Source organism: Pyrinomonas methylaliphatogenes (genome assembly GCF_000820845.2).
In the GTDB taxonomy this organism is placed as follows: Bacteria; Acidobacteriota; Blastocatellia; order Pyrinomonadales; family Pyrinomonadaceae; genus Pyrinomonas; species Pyrinomonas methylaliphatogenes.
Map to the genome: position 1 here is coordinate 125496 of NZ_CBXV010000003.1, position 22375 is coordinate 147870.

Below are 22375 nucleotides of genomic sequence, written 5' to 3' on the forward strand. Positions count from 1 at the left end.
GGCGATTATTAGGTCTCGAGCCGTAAATTATAAACGAAGAAGGGGCCTTCTATGGAGCCCACTTGACCGCGCGCCATAAGCCCGGTTACTATCCCGCATCGACTTTGAAAGGGGAGCGTTCTATGTCCTTCAATAAGATCATCATCGTCGGCAATTTGGGGCGCGACCCCGAGTTGCGCTACACGCCGCAGGGGACGCCCGTCTGTAATTTTACGGTCGCGACCAACGAGCGGCGGCGCAACCCGGCTGGCGACCCTCAGGATATCACCACATGGTTTCGCGTCACCCTCTGGGGTCGGCAGGCCGAAACGGCAGCCAAATATCTGACCAAGGGGCGCCCTGTCTACGTCGAAGGCCGCCTGCGGGTCGAAGAGTGGACCGACCGCGAGGGGCGCGCCCGTTACACGCTCGAGGTCCAAGCCACAGACCTGCAGTTTATCGGCAGCCGCCCCGAGGAGGAGCCCTTCCCCCGCGCGGCGGAAGACGCCGCCGAGGGCGAAGAAGGCGAAGCGATCGCGGACGAAGATATCCCCTTCTAGCTCGATGTCGGCGCGCCGACATCGAGCCATACCCCGAGCGCCCGCAACCGCTCGTAACGACGCGCCACGCGCGTCGCCGCGTCGAGCCGCGCCTGCTCTTCGAGCGCCTCTTCGAGCGCCTCGGCCAACAGATGGGCCGTTTCGTCGGCCGAACGGTGCGCCCCTCCGGCGGGCTCCGCGACGATGCGATCGATTATCCGGAAGCTTAACAGATCCTGCGCCGTCAGCCGCAACGCCTCGGCCGCACGCGGCGCCTCCGCGGCGTCCTTCCAAAGGATCGCCGCACACCCCTCGGGCGAGATCACCGAATAGATGGCGTTCTCCAACATGAGCACATAATCGCCCACGCCTATCCCCAAAGCCCCGCCCGATCCGCCTTCGCCGATCACCGCGACGACTAAGGGGACGCGCAGACGGGCCATCTCGCGCAGATTGACGGCGATCGCCTCGGCCTGCCCGCGCTCCTCCGCATCCACCCCCGGGTACGCCCCCGGCGTGTCGATCAACGAGACGACGGGACGCCCGAACTTCTCCGCGAGCCTCATCGCGCGCAAAGCCTTCCGGTACCCCTCGGGCTTGCTCATCCCGAAATTTCGCCGCCGTCGCTCATCCGTGTCGCGCCCCTTCTGTTGGGCGATGACCATGACGGGTCTTCCGCGGAAAAGGGCCGGCCCGCACAGGAGCGCTGGATCATCGGCAAATCGCCGATCGCCATGCAGCTCCGTAAACCCCTCAAACATGCGCGCGATCAGGTCGCACGCTTGGGGTCGCTCCGGATGGCGCGCCAACTGCACACGCGTAAACGCACTCGTCTCCATCATCTCCCATTGGCCGCACGCCATTCTAAACGGCAGCCCAAACGCTCCAGCTCGCGCTCCAACTCCACTCCCCCGCGCACGCGCACGGGCGTGCGCGCCAGAACGCGCGCGCGACCATCGACCTCCATCTCTATTAATACCTCGCACTCGCCCTTATGTCCATGTAACACGCGCAGCAGCTCTTCGAGCCAGCCCCCCGGCGGCAAATCCGGCAGACGGCAGATGAGCGCGCGCGCCAAACGCTTCGGCGCCTCATCCAACCTCTCCAGCTCGTCGACGATGAGCGTCGCTCCGCTCTCCTCCCCCGTCTCGAGGCGCCCGCGCGCCAGAACCGCCACATCGTTCGCCAAAAGCGCCCGAAAGCGCGCGTACCACTCAGGCCACAACACGCAACGCAAACGCCCCGACTGATCCTCCAACCGAAAAAGCGCAAAGCGCTCGCCGCGCTTCGTCGTGCGCACCTGCAGTTCAGTGATGATCCCACAGATGCTAGCCACCCCCTCGCGCGTCGCCGCCTCGGCGATGCTGACGCAGCCGAGCGATGACGGATCGTATCCATCCAACGGATGGCCCGTCACGTAGAAACCGAGCGCCTCCTTCTCCGCCGCGAGCAACTGCGCGGGCGACCACGCTTCTGCCGGCAATAGCTCCTCCTCGTGCTCCGCCTCGCCGAACAGACCGCTCTGCCCCGTCTCCGAGGCCCGCTGCGCGCGCGCCGCAACGGCCAACGCGCGCTCGATCGTCGCCATCAAGCGCGCGCGCCGCTCATGGGCCGAGCCCGAAGGGGCCAAACAGTCGAGCGCGCCCGCGCCGATCAAACTCTCGAGCGTCCGTCGATTGAGCGAACGCACCCGCGAGGCGAAATCGAAGAGCGAACGGAAGGGACCACGCGCGCGCGCCTCGATGATCGCCTCGACGCTCGCCTGCCCGAGCCCTTTGATCGCCGCCAGACCGTAGCGTATAGCCCGGTCGCGCAGAGGCGTAAAGCCGGCCCCGCTTTCGTTAACGTCCGGCGGCAAGAGCCTGATCCCTTGCTCGCGCAACTCCTTCGCATATTTGAGGACCTTGGCCGTGTCTTCAGCCTCGTTCGAGAGGACCGCCGCGTAGAAATGCTCCGGATAGTGCGCCTTCAGATAGGCCGTTTGAAACGCCAGATAGGCATAGGCGACCGAGTGGCTGCGATTGAAGCCATAATCGGCGAATTGGGCCATGAGCTGGAAGATCTGCTCCGCTTTGGCCTCGGGAATGCCGCGCGCGATGCAGCCGCGCACGAACTTCTCGCGATGGCGCGCCATCTCTTCGCGCTTCTTCTTCCCCATGGCGCGCCTCATCAGATCGGCCTCGCCCAAGCTGTAACCGGCCAGCTGCTGCGCAAGCTGCATGATCTGCTCCTGATAGACGATGATGCCGTAAGTGTTCGCCAAAATCCCCTTCATCTGCGGAACGATGTAGCGCACGGCCCGTTCGCCGTGGTGGCGCGCGATGAAATCCTCGACCATGCCGCCGTCGAGCGGCCCCGGGCGATAAAGGGCGTTGAGCGCAGCCAGATCCTCCAGGTTCTTCGGCTTAAGGCGGCGGCAGATCTCCTGCATGCCGGGCGATTCGAACTGGAAGATGGCCTCGGTCCGCCCTTCGGCAAACAGCCGCATCGTGGCGGGATCGTCCGTCGGGATGCGACTCCAGTCGATCTCGATATTAAGCGATTGCTTTATACTCTTTATGCAATCGCTTATAATCGTCAGCGTCGTCAGCGCCAGAAAGTCCATCTTCAAGATCCCGGTCCGCTCCAGATCCGCCATCGCATACTGCGTCGTCCGCTCCCCGCGCGGGCTGACCGCCACCGGCACAAGCTCCTCCAGCGGGCGCGGCGCGATCACCACTCCAGCCGCGTGAACCGATGAATGGCGCGCGCAGCCCTCGAGCCGCTGCGCCAGATCGATCAGCTCGCGCACGCGCGCATCGCTTTCGACCGCCTCGCGCAGTTCCGGCACCTGCTCGAGCGCCTGCGCGATCGAAACGTTGCGCCCGCGCACCGGCGGCGGGATCATCTTGGCGATCCGTTCGACCTCCGCATAGGGCATCTCCAAAGCGCGCCCGACATCCTTGACGACGGCGCGCGAGGCGAGCGTCCCGAAGGTTATGATCTGGCAGACCGAATCGTGCCCGTAGACTTGTGCCACGTGCTCGATGACGCGCTCGCGCCCGCGCACGCAAAAGTCTATGTCTATGTCGGGCATCGTGACCCGTTCCGGGTTCAAAAAACGCTCGAAGAGCAGATCGTACTGCAGCGGATCGACATCCGTGATCTCCAGACAATAGGCGACCAAAGATCCAGCTGCCGACCCGCGCCCCGGCCCCACTGGGATGGCGTTCTCTCGCGCGTAGCGCACGAAATCCCAGACGATGAGAAAATAGCTGGCAAACCCCATCTGCCGGATGATCGCCACTTCGCGCGATAGGCGCTCCTGATACTCGGCCAGCGTGTGCCGCAACTCGCCGCGCGCAATCAGCGGCTCCCACACCGTCCGGCGGCGACGCTCATAACCGTCCCGCACGACCTCCTCGAAATACTCCTCGACGCTCCGCCCATCCGGCACGGGATAGAGGGGAACGTGGTTTATCCCCTGCGGCAGCTCAAGCTCACACCGCTCGGCGATGCGCAGGCTGTTCTCCAGCGCCTCGGGCAGCTCCCCGCCCCAGATGGCCCACATCTCTTCAGGGCTGCGGACGTAAAAGTCCTGCGCTCCGTAGCGCAAGCGGTGCGGGTCGTTGACGGTCTTCCCCGACCCTATGCAAAGCAGTATGTCGTGCGCCCGCGCGTCCTCCGGGCGCAGATAGTGCGCGTCATTGGTCGCCACAAGCGGCAGGCGCGTCCGCCGCGCCAGCTCGACGATCCGACGGTTCGCCTCGCGCTGCAACTCCATCTCGTGCTCTTGAACCTCCAAGTAGAAGTTGCCGCGCCCCAGTATCTCTTCGAACTCGTGCGCCGCCAGACGCGCCTCCTCTTCCTTGTCTTGCAGCAACAGCGCGGGGACGACCCCCGATAGACAGGCCGAGAGGCCGATCAACCCGCCGCTATAGCGGGCGAGCAACTCGCGATCGATTCGCGGCTTGCGATAAAACCCTTCCGTGTACGCGCGCGAAACCAACCGCACGAGGTTGTGATACCCCTCCAAGTCCTTCGCCAAAAGGACCATGTGATGGAGCTTCTCGCCCGGCTGCGGCGCGCGGCGGTCGCCGCGCGTATAGTAGACCTCGCAGCCTATGATCGGCTTGATGCCGTGCTCGCGCATCGTGTGGTAGAAGGAGATCGCGCCGAACAGGTTGCCGTGGTCCGTGATGGCGCAAGCCCGCATCCCCAGTTCGGCGATGCGCCGGGCGAGCGGTTTGATCTGATTGGCCGCGTCCAGCAGACTATAATCGGTGTGCAGATGCAGGTGGACGAAATCGCGCATCTTGGGATGCCTCCGAAAGAGCGCCACACTATATCACGAGGCGCGCGAAGAGCGCGACTCAAGATCTAGTGGGAGCGCCTCTCGGTCCCCCCCAAAAGCGCGGACGACTTGAATTTGGCCGAAGGATCGGAGAATAAGCTTGAAGGTTTTCACATGACACTATTCCCACTCGATCGTGCTCGGCGGCTTCGAGCTTATGTCGTAAACGACGCGATTGATCCCTCGCACCTCGGCCACCAAGCGCCGGCTGATCTCCGCGAGAACCTCGTGCGGCAATCGCGCCCAATCGGCCGTCATCCCGTCGACGCTCGTCACCGCGCGCACGGCCAACACGCGCTCATAAGTCCTCTCATCGCCCATAACCCCCACGGTCGAAACGGGCAGCAGGACGGCGAACGCCTGCCATAACTCGTCGTATAGCCCGGCGCGGCGAATCTCCTCCTCGAGAATGCGATCGGCCGCGCGCAGAATCCGCACGCGCTCCTCCGTCACCTCGCCGATGATCCGCACAGCTAGCCCAGGTCCGGGAAAAGGGTGCCGCCCTAAAAGCTCCTCCGGCAGACCAAGCTCCCGCCCGACGGCCCGCACCTCATCTTTAAAGAGTTCCCTTAAGGGTTCGAGCAAACGCAAGTTCAAACGCTCCGGCAGACCGCCAACGTTATGGTGCGTCTTGATCACCGCCGACGGGCCGCGCACCGAAACCGATTCGATCACGTCCGGATAGAGCGTCCCCTGGACCAGAAACTCCGCCCCGCCGATCCGCCGCGCCTCCTCCTCGAAGATCTCGATAAATAGGTGGCCGATCAGACGGCGCTTTAACTCCGGATCTATAACCCCTTGCAGTCTCTCCAGAAATCTATCGCCAGCGGCCACCGTTCGCAGATTTAACCTTAAGCGATTCTTGAACCAATCCTCGACCCGCTCCCGCTCCCCATCGCGTAAAAGCCCAGTATCGACGAAGATACAGGTCTGCCGCTCACCTATCGCTTGATGGACGAGCGCGGCCGCAACGGCCGAATCGACCCCGCCAGAAAGAGCGCAGATCGCCCGCCCGCGCTCGCCTACCGCCTCCCTGATCCGCTCCACCTGCGCGCCGATCACTGCCGCCGGCGACCAATCGGCGCGCGCTTGACAGATGTCGATGACGAAGTTGCGCAGCAGATCGCGCCCGTGCGCCGTGTGCGCCACCTCGGGATGGAACTGGACGCCGAATAAGCAATTGCTTAAATCCTCGATCGCATTAAGCGCTTCATCCGTCGTCGCCGTCACCCGCCCCCCAGGCGGCACGCGCCGCACCCTGTCCCCATGGCTCATCCAAACGTCGAACTCCCGCGGAAGCCCCTTAAATAAAGGGCTGTCATCCGCTACGACCCGCAATCGCGCCCGCCCGTACTCGCGCGCCGGCGCCGCCTCAACCTCCCCGCCTAACTCCTCGACCATCACCTGCAGCCCATAACATATCCCGAGCACAGGGACCCTCAACTCTTGCCACCCTTTGGGCGGGCGCGGTGATTCCGCGCGATAGACCGAAGCCGGGCCGCCCGAAAAGATCAGCCCCTTCGGCGCGCGCGCGGCGATCTCCTCTATCTTCGCGCTGTACGGCAATATCTCGCAGTACACGCCCAATTCGCGCACGCGCCGCGCGATCAACTGCGTGTACTGCGACCCAAAATCCAATATGATCACCGTGTCATGTCGCACCATCTTCTCTTGCTTGAAACCGATCTCCCTTCGCTATTTGTCCCCTTCCTTTCTGTTCCCTTCTATTATCGGACGCTAATCAACGGCCCCGCCTCAGTCTGATTCGCCGCGCGCCGCAACCCGCTCCCCTCCCACGCGCCGCCGTAAACCGCTCGCCAAACGCGCGCTTACCCCCCACAGCGCATACCCTAATGCCGCCCCCAGCAAAATGTAGCGCGAATAGAACCAGATCAAAGCGCTCGCCGCCGCCAGCGTCAAGATCAACACGCGCGCGCTCAGACGCCTCACGCCCGCCCCCTTGAAACTCGGATAGCGTATCGTGCTCACCATCAGCCCCGCCAACGCCGCCAATAGCCCCATCAACAACCATCCAAGAGTCCGCGCACTCTCAGGCTCGTACACGACAAAAGGGCTCGGCGTGAAATGGACCAACGCAGCGATCACCCCGGCTGCCGCCGGGATCGGGAGCCCGACAAAGCTGCGCCGGTCAGGCCGCCCCTCGCCCGCACGCATCGCCTGTACGTTGAATCGCGCCAAACGAAAAGCCCCACAGACCAAATAGATGAAAGAGAAGAACCACCCCCATTTGTACCCGTCGCTCCCCTCGGCGAAGGCCGCCCCATACCCCCAGGTGTAGGCTAAGACCGCTGGCGCGATCCCGAAAGTCAACACGTCAGCCATCGAATCGAGCTGAATCCCAATCTGCGTCGTCGTCCGCGTCATGCGCGCGATCCGCCCATCCAAAGCGTCAAATAAGACGGCCCACCCTATCGCCCGCGCCGCATTGTCGAACTGCTCGACCGCCCGTCGTAACTCCTCTCCCCCCTCGCCGATCGCCCGAAAGCCGCGCAAAGAGTTGATAACGGCGAAATACCCCAACCATATGTTCGCCGCCGTAAATATCGAAGGGATCAAATATAACCCCTTGCGCAGCCCGCGCCGCTCCTCGCTCATCACTTCAACCTCCCGATGACCGTCTCCCCGCCGCGCACGCGCGCGCCGACGCTGATCTCAATTTCGACCGCCGCTGGAAGAACAAGCTCCGTGCGCGACCCGAAACGGATCAACCCGATCCGCTCGCCCCGCTCGACTCGATCGCCAGCCCGCTTCCAACAGACGATCCGCCGCGCCACCACCCCGGCGATCTGCTTGCAAACAACGCGCACCCCCTCGCCTTCGATCGTCAGCCTGTTCTGCTCGTTCGCCTCGCTCGCCTCGTCGCGCGTCGCGATCATAAATCGCCCCGGCCTGTAGCTGACATCCGTCACCACCCCGGCGATCGGCGCGCGATTGATGTGCACATCGAAGAGCGAAAGGAAGATGCTCACCACCGTCCCATCCGCCCCCCGCTCGACCTTCACCACCTTCCCGTCCGCCGGAGCGACGATCACCCCAGCCTCGCGCGGCGGATGGCGCTCCGGATCGCGGAAGAAAAAGGCCATCGCCCCGCTCAACACGAGACAGACCCCGCCCGCCAATCCCATCCCCAACCAGATCAGTGCCGCCCCCGCCATTAATGGCGCGATGACAAAAGGAACTCCCTCTCTCGCTATCATACCGAAACGGGGGCCCGTTTGCGCCCCCGTCCTTCTCCACCTCCCTGTTTTGCGCTCTTCAGTGCGCACGCTCCTGCGCCTTCTGATAGCGCAAGATGATCGCGTGCATCTGATCCTTGATCGCTAGCTTCTTCTTCTTCAACGTGATCTCCTCAAGCTGCTCCTCGTCGCTCGGGAACGGCAAGGCCGCCAGCTCGCTCAAACGCTCCTCATAGCGCCTGTGCTCGCGCGCTAACTCGCGAAACTCCGGATCGATCCGCATCAACTCCTCCCGCAGACGTTCCGTCTTGTCCATCAGCAGCCTCCTCGTCTGTTTGATTGACCCTCTGCGGCGATGGTAGCCCAAAGCGCGCAATCTAATCAAGCCCCTCCCCTCTCCGCACGGATGGCCCTCCGATAACGAAATGTTTCTGCGAAAAATCGAGGCCCTTTCGTCTCCACCAACCCATCAGAATGTTCGCCCTCAAGGGATTATGTTTCCGCACATCAGCAGCGCATCCTCGACCGGCCCGCTGTAATAATCGCGCCGTCGCCCAACCACCTTGAGCCCGAACCGCTCATACAGCCGCCGCGCCGCCGTGTTCGAAGCCCTCACCTCCAAAACCACCCGACGCGCTCCGCGCTCGGCGGCCCGCCCCAGCAGCGCGCTAAACAACGCATGCCCCACGCCGCGCTGACGCCACCGCCCCCCAACGGCGAAGTTCAACACTTCGACTTCATCGGCCACAACGCGCCCGACGATGAACCCACAAACCTCCCCTCCCTCACGCGCGACCAGGAAGACCACCCCAGACCGGCTCGCCTCCTGCCTCAGCGCGCGCTCCCCCCAGCGACTTACCCCGGCTTCGCGCTCTATCTGCCCAATCGCCTCCCAATCCCCTTCCCGCACCGCATCGATCAACATCAACGTCCCCACTTCAACTCCGCATCGGCTGGCCGCACGTAAAGAGGGCGTAGCGCCACCCCCACCCGCGCTAAACGCGCGACGGCAGATGCTAGCTCCGGCACGCCCTCGGCCAATGTCCACGCTCCCGTCTCCCCTCTCCTCCCCTCGCGCCACCTCAACCCGCGCTCAGCGGCCGCCTGCGCCAATTCCTGTCTCAACGCGCGCGCCCCCTCGCCGGCCCACACTAACCCTTCGGGCCAACTCTCGCGCTCGAGCAACGCCGACGGCGTCAAATAGACCGGATCGCCCATCTCCTCTACAGCCTCCCGGCCGACCCTCAATAGCTGACAGAAGAGTTCACGACGCCCCGCCGGCAGCACGACGCAAACATGATCGCCTGGTCCACCCTCCGCATACGCCACCGCCCATAACGTCGGCACACCGACCGCCGGACGCCCAGAGGCGCGCGCCAACGCCCGCACCGTCGCCAACCCCGCCCGTAACCCCGTAAAACTCCCTGGACCGATCGCCGCCGCGAAAAGGTCCACTCCACTTAGATCGATTCGGCCCGCGCGCAATACTTCATCGATCGCTACAAGTAACGTCGCCGAAGCCTCGCGCTCGCCCAACACTTTGCGCGCACAGACATCCTCATCTCTGACCAAAGCGACGCTTCCGCGCCGCGTCGCAGTCTCGATCGCCAAAATCAAGCTCATCGTTAAAGCGCCTCTCGTCGTACTCCATCGCTCGCTTCCACAAGATAAACGCGCGCAGCGCGCCCAGTCCGTCGCTCATACTCGGCGCGGACGTAAGCGCTGAAATCCGCGACCGCATCCCCGCGCACGAGAACCACCGTGCTTCCGCCGAACCCTCCGCCCGTCATGCGGGCGCCCCATACGCCATCGTGCGCGCGCGCGATCTCCACCATCAAATCCAACTCCTCGCAGCTTACCTCGTAATCATCGCGCAAAGAGTCGTGCGAAAGGTTCATCAAGTGGCCGAACGCCTCGACCTCCCCACGCTCGAGCGCCGCCGCCGCCGCCAACGTCCGCGCGTTCTCCGCCACCACGTGACGACATCGCCGCCTGATGGGCTCCGGCAGACGCGCCTCGTATCTCCTGAACTCATCCATCCCGACATCGCGCAGCGCATGTACCCCGGGCAAATGTCGCCTCAGCAGCTCGACGCCGCGCTCGCATTCCGCGCGCCGTAAGTTGTACTCGGTCCCGGCAAGCTCGTGCTTTACGCCCGTGTCGCAGATTACCACCGCCGCCCGCTCGATCCGAAAAGGGATGTATCTCACCTCCAAAGATCGGCAGTCGATCAACATCGCATGCCCGGCCCGCCCCAAAGCGACCGTCAACTGGTCCATTATCCCGCACAGGTTCCCCACGTACTCGTGTTCGACCCATTGCCCAATGCGCGCGAGCTCCTCTTTCCCGATCTCATGATCGTTCAACTGGGCTAAGGCGAAGCCAACCCCTACCTCTAATGCCGCCGACGAAGAGAGCCCCGCCCCGATCGGAATTTCCGACCCGATCACAAGATCCGCCCCTTGCAACCCTCCACATCGCTCGTCCAATGCGCGCGCCATCCCCTCGATATAATCGGACCATCCACCGCGCCGCGCCCGCCCTCGCTCGTTTAGATCGAGCTCCCCCTCCTCGGCGAAATCCAGCGAGTGAACGCGTATGCGCCTATCGGGCCGCGCGCGCCCCCCAATCCACGTTCGCCGCTCGATCGCCATCGGCAACACGAACCCTTCATTGTAGTCCGTATGCTCGCCGATCAGATTAACGCGCCCCGGCGCGCTAAATAATAAGGGCTCTTCACCATAAAGAGCCCTAAACTTCGCGATCACTGACCGTCCGTCATGCGACATCGGCTCACTCCGACCCATCGAACGCTTCGATCCGCGCGCGTAACTCAGCCGCCTTCTCCTCCGCTAACGTGTCGTTGATGAACATGCCCGCCCCGATCTCGCTCCCCGCCAGATACTTCAACTTGTCCGCCGCACGCATCGGCGGATAGAACTCTATGTGAAAATCGTAGTAGCTGTAGTCGCCCCCATCGCTCGGACGCCCATGAAGCGCCATCACGTACGGGAAAGAGCGCGCAAATAGTCGGTCAAATCCGACCAACAACCGCTTCAATACCCGCGCCAACTCGCATCGCTCCTCCGCGCTCAAATCCGTCAACGCCTCAACATGACGCTTCGCGTAGATGTGCGTCTCGTATGGCCAACGCGCAAAAAATGGGATGCATGCAACGAAACGCTCCCCCTCCAAAACTACCCGTCGCCCGTCACGCAACTCCTCGGCGACGATGTCGGCGATCAGATTCCGCCCGGTCCGCTCGCGATGCGCTCGCGCTCGTTCGAGCTCCCGCGCGATGATCGGCGGAATGAACGGATAACCGTAGATCTGCCCGTGCGGATGATGGAGCGTAACCCCGATCTCCTCGCCTTTGTTCTCGAAGATGTAAACGTAGCGCACGTAGTCGAGCCCATCCAACTCCGCAAACCGATCCGCCCAAACCCGAATCAGTCGCTCGATCTGGACGATCGATCCCTCGGCCAGCGTCGTCGTGTGCCGCGGCGTGTACAACACGACCTCGCAAACGCCTTGCGCCGGACGCACACGATAAAGCTCCGACCCCTCGACCGCCGGCGCTGGCGGCTCGCGCCGCAAACTCGGAAACTTGTTCTCGAAGACGACGATCTCGTAATCCGGCGCCGGCACCTCCGTCCTAAAACCGCCCTCACGCGTCGGACAGAGCGGACAAAAATCCGGCGGCGGTAAGAACGTTCGCTCCTGCCTGTGCGTCGCCGTCGCCACCCACTCGCCAAGAAGCGGGTTCCACCTCAGCTCTGACACGCCCTCTCCTCTTCGCCTCCCCTCTTCTCCTCTTCGTCCGCGAAACTGTAGAAGATCAAGTAGCGCCCGTCCTCTAGTCGCACCCTCTCCTTCCTCATGGGAACCTCCTAACCCTTGCGCCCGCGCAAAAGCTGGTCCGCCACCACCCCGATCAAAATCACCGCCCCCATCACCGCGAAGTTGAGCGAGCTCGGAATGCCCAGCAGATTCACCAGATTCTGCAGCACCTGCAATAACGCCGTCCCCACCAGTATCCCAACCACAGACCCTTCGCCCCCGCGCAAGCTACACCCGCCCAGCACCGCTGCCGCAATCGCATATAGCTCAAAAAAATTTCCGTGCGACGAGGGCGAGATCGAGTTCGTGTAGAAGGCGAAGATGATCCCCGCCAACCCGGCCAGAAAGCCGGAGATCACATAGGCGCTTGCGATTATCAGACGCGTGTCGATCCCCGAGTACCGCGCCGCCTCCTCGTTCCGCCCTACCGCAAACAGATACCGCCCGTAGACCGACCGGTGTAGCACAACCCACATCACCGCGCTCAGCGCAATCAGAAGCACAAACGGCGTCGGAACGCCCCATACCTCCCCCGTCGCCAACTCGTGTAGCCACTCGAAACCTTTCGCGCTCCCAAACCCCTTCGTCTCGTCCTGCGCGATAAAACGCGCTAGCCCGCGATAGAACAGCAACCCGCAAAGCGTCACGATGAAAGCCTGTATCCGCCAATACGCGATCAAAAAGCCGTGGATCGCCCCCAGCCCCGCCCCAATCGCTAAAGCGACCACCACCACAAAGGCCGGCGGCCACCTCCATTCCACCAGCATGATCGATAACAACACGCCTAATAACGCTAATATCGAGCCGACCGATAGATCTATCCCGCCCGTGATGATCACCACGCCAAGCCCCAAACTGAGTATCCCGAACGCCCCAATCAGCCGACTCATGTTCTGTAAATTGGTCGGCGTCAAAAAGCGCGGATTGATCGCCGCCACGATCGCACACAACACCACTAAAAGAACGAATGTTCCCAGCTCCTTCTTCATCTCTCACTCTCGCCTGAATTCTTACTTTCGCACAGAGAACTTGTAAACGGTCGTCTGCCTGTACCGCTGGCCCGGACGAAGCACCGTCGAAGGGAAGTTCGGCTTGTTCGGAGAATCGGGGAAATGCTGCGCCTCCAAACAGAAAGCGCCGCGCCGCTGATACGCCTGGCCGCCCTTGCCGCGCACGCCGTCAAGAAAATTGCCCGTGTAAAACTGTATCCCCGGCTCAGTCGTATAGACCTCTAAAACGCGCCCGCTCCTCGGCTCGACGACCCGCGCCGCCAAGCGAAGCGTGCCGCTCCTTCCGTTTAGCACGAAATTGTGGTCGTAGCCGCGCCCGAACTCCAACTGCTCATCCCGCGCCTCGATCCGCGCCCCGATCCTCATCGGGCGCCGAAAATCGAACGGCGTCCCCTCGACGCTCCGCAACTCCCCAGTCGGTATCAGCCCGCGATCGACCGGCGTGAAACGGTCCGCCGCAATCATCACCTCATGGCCGAGAACGTCGCCATGCCCCGCCCCGGCGAGATTGAAATAAGCGTGGTTCGTCAGGTTGATGACCGTCGCTTTGTCGGTCGTCGCTTCGTAGTCGATCACCAATCCGCCATCGGCCCTCAACCTATAAGTCACGTTGACCGTCAAATTCCCCGGATACCCTTCTTCGCCATCCCGACTCACATAGCTCAGCCGCAGCCCGACCTCCCCCTTCCCCTTGATCTCTTCGGCCCGCCAGACCTTCTTGTCGAATCCTTCAATCCCACCGTGTAAATGGTTCTCACCGTCGTTCTGCGCCAACTTGTACTCAACCCCATCCAAAGTGAATCGCCCGCGGGCGATCCGATTGGCATAGCGCCCGATGATCCCCCCGAAATACGCCCGATCGCTCAAATACTCGGCCAAACTGTCGTAACCTAAGACGATATCCTCCACGCGCCCGCTCCTATCGGGGACCCGCACCGCGACGATGCGCCCACCGTAATTTGTGATCTCGACCTCCACGCGCCCGTTCTTGAGCGTGTAAAGATCGACCTCACTCCCATCAGCCGTCCGCCCGAACGACCTCTTCGTCAACTCTTGCGCCGCCACGCTCCCTCCGCCAATCAGCATCGCTAAAAGGATCGTTACAAGCCTCCTCATCCGTCATCGCCCCCTATTCACTCCTAGTTCGCTTGCCCGACAGCTAACCTCATGATCGCTTCCTCGCAACACTCGTCGCGTCCCAAAACTCCCATCAACCGCCCCTCGTGCATCACCGCGACGCGGTCGCTGACGTTCAGGATCTCCTCCATCTCCGAAGAGATCATCAGAATCGCGACGCCCGATTCGGCCAACTGCCGCATCAACTCGTAAATCTCCGCCTTCGCCCCAACATCAATCCCCCGCGTCGGCTCGTCAAAGATCAGCACGCGCGGCTCCAGCGCCAGCCACTTCGCCAACACGACCTTCTGCTGGTTCCCGCCGCTCAAAGCGCTCACCCACGTCTCTACGGATGGCGCTTTGACGTTCAACCGGCGACAGATCTCCGTCGCTGAATGCCGCTCGCGCGCCAACGCGATCAACCCGGCTCGCGCATAACGCTCTACCGCCGGCAAGGTCACGTTCTCGCGAATCGTCGCTTCGAGAATCAACCCCGTCCGCCGCCTATCTTCGGGCACCAAATAGATCCCGTGCCGTATGGCATCCCGCGGCGAACGGATCGCGATCTCCTCGCCCGCAAGCCGCACACGCACGCCATCCTGTGCGGCGCCGATGCCGAAGATCGCCTCCGCCACATCGGTCCGCCCAGCTCCCACTAACCCGGCAAGACCGAGGATCTCCCCCTTGCCGATCTCAAACGAAACCCGCTCGCGCGGATAACGCGCCGTGCGCAGATCCTTCACGACGAAATACCCCGGCTCGATCTTGACCCTCGGATGCTGATAGTAGTTCTCCAGCTCGCGCCCAACCATCATCCGCACCATGCGCTCGTGCGTGATCTCATCCCGCTCTAAAACCCCAACCCGTTCGCCGTCGCGTAAAACGATGACCCGGTCCGCGATCCGCTCAACTTCATTCAAACGATGCGAAATGTAGATGATCGCCACCCCCTGCCGGCGCAACTCCAGAACCACCTCGAGCAGCCGCTCCGTCTCCTGCAACGTCAAGCTCGAGGTCGGCTCGTCCATGATCAAGATGCGCGCCTTGAGCGATAGCGCCTTGGCGATCTCCACCATCTGCCGCTGCGCAATCGTCAACTCGCTGAGCGGCGTCGTGCTCCTAATCCCCACCCCTAAACGGCGCAGATGCTCCTCCGTCTCCTCCTGCATGCGCTTGCGATCGAGCAGACGCAAGAAACCGCCGCGCACCGGTTCGCGCCCTAGAAAGACGTTGCCCGCTACATCTAAATTGTCGAGCACGTTCAACTCTTGATGGATGAAGCTGATCCCATACCGAATCGCGTCCGAAGCCGAACGCATCACAACCGCTTTGCCGTCGATCAGAATCTCGCCCGCATCCGGCGCGAGGATGCCGCCCAAGATCTTCATCAATGTCGATTTGCCCGCCCCGTTCTCGCCAATCAGCGCGATCACCTGCCCCGCTTGGAGCGTCAAATCAACACCCTTGAGCGCATGCACCCCGCCGAAACGCTTCTCTATCCCGCGCATCTGCAACACCGGCACCGCCTCGGGCCTTACATCCACTTCCCGCGCCGCTCGTTGCGCCTCAACCCTCCGCACCGAAACGCTCATCGTTGCTCGCTCCGTCCGCGCAGTTGATTGATTCTTTTGATGAACTCCTCAACGTTCTCCCGCTTGACCACCAACGTCGGAATGAAGACCTGCTTGCTCGCCGGTATCACCCCACGATTCCCATTCAATACCTCGCGCATCAACCGGATCGCCTGATACCCAAACTCATATGGCTGCTGCACCACCGTCGCATAGATCGCCCCGTCACGTACCCCAGCCAACGTCTCGTCCTCCTCATCGAAACAGACGATCTTCACCTGCCCAACCTTCCCAGCCTCACGCACCGCATTCAATATCGCCGGCCCATTGTAGCTCCATAACCCCACTAACCCCTTCACGTCAGGATACCTCACCAACGTGTCCGCAACGTTCGACTTCGCTCGTACGCGGTCTGTATCGTCCGTCCGCACGTCTATGATCTCGATGTTCGATCCACGCAATACCTCCTTAATGCCCTGCAAACGCTCCTGCGCATTGCGCGCATCGAGCTTCCCCACGAAGATCATGATGCGACCGCCATTTGGCAACGCCTCCTTGATCAACTCTCCAGCCTGCCGCCCAGCCGCCACATTGTCCGTCCCCACATAACAGGCCCGATCGCTCCGCGGCGCATCCGAATCCTGCGTGAAGACCAAAACCTGCCGCGCCACCTCGTTGATCATCTGCGTCTGGTTCTCCGGATCCACAGGACTGATCGCTATCCCATCCACACCCTTCGCCAATAGATCGTCCACTATCCGCTTCTGCTCCGCCGCCGTCCCGTCCGACGGAATCCGAAACTCCACCGTCACATCGTCAAACTCCTCATCGGCTCGCTCACACCCGCGCCGCGCGATCGTCCAAAAATCAGACGCATTGTTCGTCACAAAGGCTAAATGCTTGACGTTCGATCGCCTCCGCGCGCACGCGAAGAATGTTAGCGCCATACACAAACAAATCGCCATCCAAAGAATCTTGCTCCTCATCCGTCCTTCACCTCTCAATCTCGAATTTCACCCCGCTTGAACGCCCCCCTCTGCACCGCAGGGTCCGCGCATTATAATCTAATTCCGTCCGCGCAGTTGATTGATTCTTTTGATGAACTCCTCAACGTTCTCCCGCTTGACCACCAACGTCGGAATGAAGACCTGCTTGCTCGCCGGTATCACCCCACGATTCCCATCAATACCTCGCGCATCAACCGGATCGCCTGATACCCAAACTCATATGGCTGCTGCACCACCGTCGCATAGATCGCCCCGTCACGTACCCCAGCCAACGTCTCGTCCTCCTCATCGAAACAGACGATCTTCACCTGCCCAACCTTCCCAGCCTCACGCACCGCATTCAATATCGCCGGCCCATTGTAGCTCCATAACCCCACTAACCCCTTCACGTCAGGATACCTCACCAACGTGTCCGCAACGTTCGACTTCGCTCGTACGCGGTCTCGATCATCGGTGCGAACATCGACGATCTCAACCCGAGAACCGCTCAAACTCTCCTCGATCCCGCGCAATCTCTCGCGCGCGTTGCGTGTCTCCAATCGACCGACGAAGATCATGATGCGACCGCCATTTGGCAACGCCTCCTTGATCAACTCTCCAGCCTGCCGCCCAGCCGCCACATTGTCCGTCCCCACATAACAGGCCCGATCGCTCCGCGGCGCATCCGAATCCTGCGTGAAGACCAAAACCTGCCGCGCCACCTCGTTGATCATCTGCGTCTGGTTCTCCGGATCCACAGGACTGATCGCTATCCCATCCACACCCTTCGCCAATAGATCGTCCACTATCCGCTTCTGCTCCGCCGCCGTCCCGTCCGACGGAATCCGAAACTCCACCGTCACATCGTCAAACTCCTCATCGGCTCGCTCACACCCGCGCCGCGCGATCGTCCAAAAATCAGACGCATTGTTCGTCACAAAGGCTAAATGCTTGACCCTCCGACCAACCACACAACCGCCGAGCGATAGAAGGATCGCCAGTAGAATCGTTCGCCGGATGGCCCGTTTCGCGATGCGCATGCCAGAGAAGGATCCGTTTGTAGAGCTTACCCCGCCCCGATGCGCTAAATCATGAATCATAACCGCGCGGATGCGCAAGCTTCCACTCGTATGCCGTGCGAATGATCGTCTCCAGATCCCCATAACGCGGGCGCCAACCGAGAACCGTCCGCGCCCGCGTCGCATCGGCCACCAAACGCGACGGATCGCCCGGACGCCGTCCCTCGAACCTCACCTCGATCCGCTTGCCCGTCACGCGCCGCGCCGTCTCGATCACCTCGAGCACCGAATAGCCTTGCCCGTTGCCGAGATTGAAAGCATCGCTCGCGCCGCCCCGCCGCAAATAGTCGAGCGCGAGGATATGCGCCTCGCCTAAATCAGCAACGTGAATGTAATCGCGGATGCATGTGCCGTCGGGCGTCGGATAGTCGTTGCCATAGACGGCGACGTAAGGGAGCTGGCCTTCGGCGGCGGCGAGCACGTTCGGAATCAGATGAGTCTCCGGCTCGTGCACCTCACCGCAGCGACGGGTCGCGCCCGCCGCGTTGAAATAACGGAGCGCGACGAACCGAAAACCATACGCCCGATCATAGGCGCGCATGATCTGCTCCATCATCAGCTTGGACCAGCCGTAAGGATTGGTCGGCTGCTGCGGATGGTCTTCCGGGATCGGCACCTGCACGGGTTCGCCATACGTCGCACAGGTCGAAGAGAAGACCATCCGCTTGACGCCCTCGGCCAGCAGCGCATCGAGCAGCCGGAGCCCTTGCGCGACGTTGTTGCGAAAATAGCGCGCCGGATCCTCGACCGATTCGCCGACATAAGCGAGCGCCGCGAAATGTATGCACGACTCGACCCCGTGCTCACGCACGATGCGCCGGACGAGATCCTCATCGCCTATCTCGCCATGATAGAAAGGCACCTCCGCAGGCACCGCCCCGCGATGCCCCCGCGCCAGATCGTCGAGCACGATGACGCGCTCGCCGCGCTCGCACAGCAACTCCACCGTCGCGCTGCCGATATATCCAGCTCCGCCCGTCACGAGTATCGACATCCCTTCACCACTCCCTTTCCGCATCTTCGAGTAGAACCCTCAGCTCGCACGCAAACGCAGCACGCCAAACGCCGCCGCCCCCGGCGATGAACCGGCGAAGACCTGCGGCGCATGCCCCGTCCGCGCGGCGAACCGTTCGGCGATCGCCTGAATCGCTCGCTCCGCCTCGCGCCGACCGAGCACCGCAACCGTCCCGCCTGAACCTCCGCCCGTGATCTTCGCGCCATACAGGCCAGCGACTGGTCCAGCCTCCCGCACCAACTCAACCAACAGATCCGTCCCCGCCGACCCTAACCCGCACGCCCCATAGCTCGCGTGCGACTGATACATCAACTCGCCGAGTAACCCTAACTTCCGCTCGCTCGACGCTCCGCCGAGCAGCTCCGCAAAAGCGCGCACCCGGAAATGTTCATAGACGGCATGCGCCGCAGGCGCGCGCACCGCATACTCCCGCTCCGGCTCGACGCGCGTCACCGGATCGCTCGTCCCCCAATAACGCTCAAGAAACTCCGCCCCAACGATTCGCTCCGGAAGATGCTTCGAGAAATGCTGCTCGAACTCCGATGGCGCGAGATTCGCTAAATACCCCCGCCAACGGCGATCCTCTATCCGGACCAGTCCCGGCCGTTCCGTCCGCTCGACCCGCAACCCGGCCAACTCGGCGATGATCCGGTAGCCCATGAATGTTCCGACGCGCACGCTCGTGTAATCGCTCCCGCCGACCGAATGGCGCTCGCCCGAATCTATTCCCCAAAAACCAAGCTCCTCCGGTATGGGCAACGCGCCTTCGATCTTCGCCGGTTGACAAAGGAGCGCAAGCAGCTTCCACGCTTCGCCACAGGCGACCGTCACCTGATCCATCGCCCCGCATGGCGCGCCGACGATGACGTTCTCCACCAGCTGGCACAAAAGGGCGAGTTCGAGCGCATCGAGGTCAAGATCGAAAGCCGCGGCGAAGGCCATCATCGCCGCCACTTCCAACGCCGCCGAAGAACTGACGCCCTTTCCCTCAGGCACACGCGACCAGATGAACAGACGCGCCCCGTGATCTATCGCCGCGCCGCGCTCGCGCATCAACGCGAGCGGTACGCCGGCGACATAGGCCGCCCAGTGATCCTCAGGCGAACGCGCGAAGTAGGCGCGCGCCGTCGCATAATCGACAGGTTCGCCATCGCGCACAATCTCGTCCAAATGGACCGTCGCCTCCGACCATGCCCCCGCCGAACGCGCGCTCACGATGCGCAACGCGCGCTCACGATCGCGCTGCACCGCGACGAAGGTCGCTTCCGCAAGCGGCAACTCCAGCACGAGCGAGCCCGAATAATCGGCAATCCCGCCCATCACATCGAGCCGCCCCGGCGCGCGCGCGACGAAAACATCTTCGCCCGCCCTGAAGAAGCGGGCGCTGGAACGCTCGAACGCGTCGAGCGCCGCGATGAATTCCAACGCATCGGCCCGCGCCTCACCCCCGACTATCGCGTAACGTGACTCTCCCGATCCCCCCATAGATGCCCGAACCCCAATCGCCACGATCCAACTCAGGCGTTTGCAGTCGCCCCATCCAACAACCCGCGCCGCACAAGCGCCCGTTGAAGCAATGGCTCGATCTCAGCCCTGATCCCCGCATTCGCATATCCGACCCAAGCGACATCCGCTTCGACCGCGAGCGGCGCATCGAGCGAACGACCATCAGGTCCAACGACGATCACGCCCGCCTCGCGCGCGATCAACTCCGTGCACAGATCATACGGATGGCAACAGATCCCTAAGGCGAGACCGCGCCGGCTGAGCTCGCGCTCCATCAACGGGCGCAAGTCCGCGATGAAACGATCGTGTCCTGCGATCAACTCGTAAAGCTGCCCGCCGGTCGAAGGATATTGATCCTCAAAACAGTGCGCCTTGCCCCACTGGACCGGCCCGAGCGCCCCTTGCACGACCTCTTCATCGATCGCCGCCAGCTCGTCGCGCGCGCCCGGAAAGAAGCGCGCGATGTAGGCGTAACCGTGCCGAATCGTCGTCGCCCGCGACGGACCAAGGCGCAAAGGCACGCGCTCTCCCGTCAGACGGTTCAAACGCTCGGCGCGCATCCCCTCGCCGCGCACAGCCCATAACACATCGCATAGATGCTGCTTGAGCGTCGGGATCTCCGTCTGCACGGCGAGCACGATGTCGCGTAAGCAGGTCTCATCTCCCAGATTCGGCGCAACGCCCGTGAGCACCCACGCGCTCCGCTTCTGATACATCAAAGAGCGCGTCCCATCAACGGGATCGACGATGACGCGCCACTTCGCCTCCGCCTCGGTCGCCCCGCGCGGCAACACGACCCTTCCGCCTTCGATCCCCTCGGCGATCAAAATCAGCGGCGCAGCCCGCGCGATCTCCGCAAAACCCGCGATGAGCTCCGCTTCGCTGACGCGGTCGATCGCGTAGATCGTGTCGCCCGCCATCTCGTCCGTTTCAACCTGCGACAAATCCTCCACAGCAGCCCGCTCACACGCAGCGAGCGTCTGATCGCGCACGCGCTCGTGCAATCTTCTGATCGGTTCAAGCAGCTTCTTCGCTTCGTCAATCATGCTACGGGTTCGTCATTCTCCCTCTCGATCTATCTCGGCGCCATCGATCAGAGTCCCAGCGCTCGAACCTTTCACGACCTCGCCCTCTTGTAATGGACGTTCGATAGTGCGCGCAGCTCCGCCGCCTTCTCCTCCGGCGCCGTGTCGCTCAAAAAATTGCCTCCGCCGATCTCCGGCCCGGCCAAGTACTTGAGCAAGTGCGGTTGTCGGAGCGGCGGATGGATCTCGATGTGAAAGTGAAAAGCGCGATAGTCGCCCCCGTCGGTCGGCGCCTGATGCAACACCAAAACGTACGGAAAGGGCATCCGCCACAGATTATCGTACCGCACTAGGATCTCGCGCAGCGCGGCGGCGAAATCCCCCACCTCGCCATCGCGCAAATCGCTGACGGACGCGCACCGCCGCTTCGGCGCAACATAGGTCTCATAGGCATAGCGCGCAAAGTAGGGGATGAAGACGATCGCCCCCTCGTTCTCGTAGATGATGCGCCGCCCATCCTCCTGCTCGGCGCGAATCACCTCCTCGAACAGCCCACGCCCACGCTCGCGCCAGTACCGCTCGCTCGCCCGCACCTCCTGCTCGATCGTCTTGAAGACAAAGTTGGTCGCATAGATCTGCCCGTGCGGATGCGGATTCGACACGCCCACCACCTCGCCCTTGTTCTCGAAGATCAACACATGCTCAACGCCAGCGAGCGCGCCAAGCTCGCGATACTGCTCCTGCCAGACGACAAGCAAACGCTCCACCGCACGCTGATCAAGCTCGGCCAGCCCAACGTTGTGCTTCGGACTGTAGCAGACCACCCGCGCAATGCCGCGCGCCGCCCGATTCCGATAGAAACCGACCGGCGGAGGCTCCACTGCGGGAGCGTCCACAGCGACGCACGGAAAGTCGTTCTCAAACACAAAGGTGTCGACGTAGTGCGGGTTGCGCACGCCGCTGGCGCGCACGTTGCCCGGACAAAGATAACAATCCGCAACGTACGCGGGCAATTCAACCGCTTGCTCGGCTACCGTCTCGCCTTGCCACGGACGGCTCTGGCGGTGCGCGGCGACGATCACCCACTCCTCGCGTAACGGATGCCAACGCTCCTCCCAAACCATACTCTCTACCTGATCTCAGCTTTCAACGGGACCAAGCTCGTCATCCCTCGACGCG

Annotated in this window: 20 protein-coding genes; 1 reads left to right on the top strand and 19 read right to left on the bottom strand. The window is 62.5% G+C overall.

The features are described from left to right. Positions 1-122 precede the first annotated feature (122 nt). Positions 123-539: a single-stranded DNA-binding protein gene (locus PYK22_RS04035; protein ID WP_060635320.1), complete on the top strand. Its 417-nt coding sequence runs from the start codon at positions 123-125 to the stop codon at positions 537-539. On the opposite strand, the gene PYK22_RS04040 is transcribed toward PYK22_RS04035, so the two are convergent. The 19 genes from PYK22_RS04040 to galT (PYK22_RS04130) all read right to left on the bottom strand — a co-directional run bounded on the left by PYK22_RS04040 (position 536) and on the right by galT (PYK22_RS04130) (position 22320). After that, on the bottom strand, positions 536-1360 hold the full coding sequence (locus PYK22_RS04040; RefSeq protein WP_060635321.1) for an acetyl-CoA carboxylase carboxyltransferase subunit alpha: 825 nt from the start codon (positions 1358-1360) through the stop codon (positions 536-538). The two genes, PYK22_RS04035 and PYK22_RS04040, sit on opposite strands and share 4 nt — an antisense overlap. Beyond that, a complete protein-coding gene (gene dnaE / locus PYK22_RS04045) occupies positions 1357-4812 on the bottom strand; it encodes a DNA polymerase III subunit alpha (RefSeq protein WP_157770658.1) in 3456 nt (1151 codons plus the stop codon). The genes PYK22_RS04040 and dnaE overlap by 4 nt, the downstream gene beginning before the upstream one ends. 159 nt (positions 4813-4971) lie before the next feature. Further along, positions 4972-6516 carry a glutamine-hydrolyzing GMP synthase gene (guaA, locus tag PYK22_RS04050; RefSeq protein ID WP_041974711.1) on the bottom strand — a complete coding sequence of 515 codons (1545 nt, stop codon included), beginning with the start codon at positions 6514-6516 and terminating at the stop codon, positions 4972-4974. Between the two features lie 90 nt (positions 6517-6606). Further along, positions 6607-7467 carry a CDP-alcohol phosphatidyltransferase family protein gene (locus PYK22_RS04055; protein ID WP_041974712.1) on the bottom strand — a complete coding sequence of 287 codons (861 nt, stop codon included), beginning with the start codon at positions 7465-7467 and terminating at the stop codon, positions 6607-6609. Continuing rightward, a complete protein-coding gene (locus PYK22_RS04060; RefSeq protein WP_041974713.1) occupies positions 7467-8069 on the bottom strand; it encodes a phosphatidylserine decarboxylase family protein in 603 nt (200 codons plus the stop codon). The genes PYK22_RS04055 and PYK22_RS04060 overlap by 1 nt, the downstream gene beginning before the upstream one ends. Positions 8070-8127: 58 nt before the next feature. Beyond that, complete coding sequence (locus PYK22_RS04065; protein WP_041974715.1) at positions 8128-8364, bottom strand: YdcH family protein; 237 nt, start codon at positions 8362-8364, stop codon at positions 8128-8130. 168 nt (positions 8365-8532) lie between these two features. Continuing rightward, entirely contained in the window at positions 8533-8973 is a 441-nt protein-coding gene (rimI, locus tag PYK22_RS04070; protein ID WP_041974912.1) for a ribosomal protein S18-alanine N-acetyltransferase, read from the bottom strand. Next, positions 8973-9671 (bottom strand): tRNA (adenosine(37)-N6)-threonylcarbamoyltransferase complex dimerization subunit type 1 TsaB, encoded by a 699-nt coding sequence (gene tsaB, locus PYK22_RS16355; protein WP_060635324.1) that lies wholly within the window; start codon positions 9669-9671, stop codon positions 8973-8975. Before tsaB ends, rimI begins: the two co-directional genes overlap by 1 nt. A 2-nt stretch (positions 9672-9673) precedes the next feature. Continuing rightward, entirely contained in the window at positions 9674-10837 is a 1164-nt protein-coding gene (gene galK, locus PYK22_RS04080) for a galactokinase (RefSeq protein ID WP_041974717.1), read from the bottom strand. Between the two features lie 4 nt (positions 10838-10841). Then, positions 10842-11831 carry a galactose-1-phosphate uridylyltransferase gene (gene galT / locus PYK22_RS04085; protein WP_041974719.1) on the bottom strand — a complete coding sequence of 330 codons (990 nt, stop codon included), beginning with the start codon at positions 11829-11831 and terminating at the stop codon, positions 10842-10844. A gap of 107 nt (positions 11832-11938) precedes the next feature. Beyond that, positions 11939-12877 (bottom strand): ABC transporter permease, encoded by a 939-nt coding sequence (locus PYK22_RS04090; RefSeq protein ID WP_041974721.1) that lies wholly within the window; start codon positions 12875-12877, stop codon positions 11939-11941. Between the two features lie 21 nt (positions 12878-12898). Further along, positions 12899-14014, bottom strand: a complete 1116-nt coding sequence (locus PYK22_RS04095) for an aldose epimerase family protein (RefSeq protein ID WP_060635325.1) — start codon at positions 14012-14014, stop codon at positions 12899-12901. 23 nt (positions 14015-14037) lie between these two features. Beyond that, positions 14038-15522 (bottom strand): sugar ABC transporter ATP-binding protein, encoded by a 1485-nt coding sequence (locus PYK22_RS04100; RefSeq protein WP_041974918.1) that lies wholly within the window; start codon positions 15520-15522, stop codon positions 14038-14040. 80 nt (positions 15523-15602) lie between these two features. After that, positions 15603-16532, bottom strand: coding sequence for a sugar-binding protein (locus PYK22_RS04105; RefSeq protein WP_041974724.1), 930 nt, complete (start codon positions 16530-16532; stop codon positions 15603-15605). A gap of 218 nt (positions 16533-16750) precedes the next feature. Next, the gene (locus PYK22_RS04110) at positions 16751-17611 is read right to left on the bottom strand and encodes a sugar-binding protein (protein WP_157770659.1); all 861 of its coding nucleotides are present in this window, start codon (positions 17609-17611) and stop codon (positions 16751-16753) included. Between the two features lie 49 nt (positions 17612-17660). After that, positions 17661-18644 (bottom strand): UDP-glucose 4-epimerase GalE, encoded by a 984-nt coding sequence (galE, locus tag PYK22_RS04115; protein ID WP_041974726.1) that lies wholly within the window; start codon positions 18642-18644, stop codon positions 17661-17663. Positions 18645-18683: 39 nt separating this feature from the next. After that, the gene (locus PYK22_RS04120; protein ID WP_060635327.1) at positions 18684-20150 is read right to left on the bottom strand and encodes a galactokinase; all 1467 of its coding nucleotides are present in this window, start codon (positions 20148-20150) and stop codon (positions 18684-18686) included. A gap of 32 nt (positions 20151-20182) precedes the next feature. After that, entirely contained in the window at positions 20183-21217 is a 1035-nt protein-coding gene (locus PYK22_RS04125; protein ID WP_041974727.1) for an inositol monophosphatase, read from the bottom strand. Between the two features lie 71 nt (positions 21218-21288). Then, positions 21289-22320: a galactose-1-phosphate uridylyltransferase gene (galT, locus tag PYK22_RS04130; protein ID WP_041974729.1), complete on the bottom strand. Its 1032-nt coding sequence runs from the start codon at positions 22318-22320 to the stop codon at positions 21289-21291. Positions 22321-22375 lie beyond the last annotated feature (55 nt).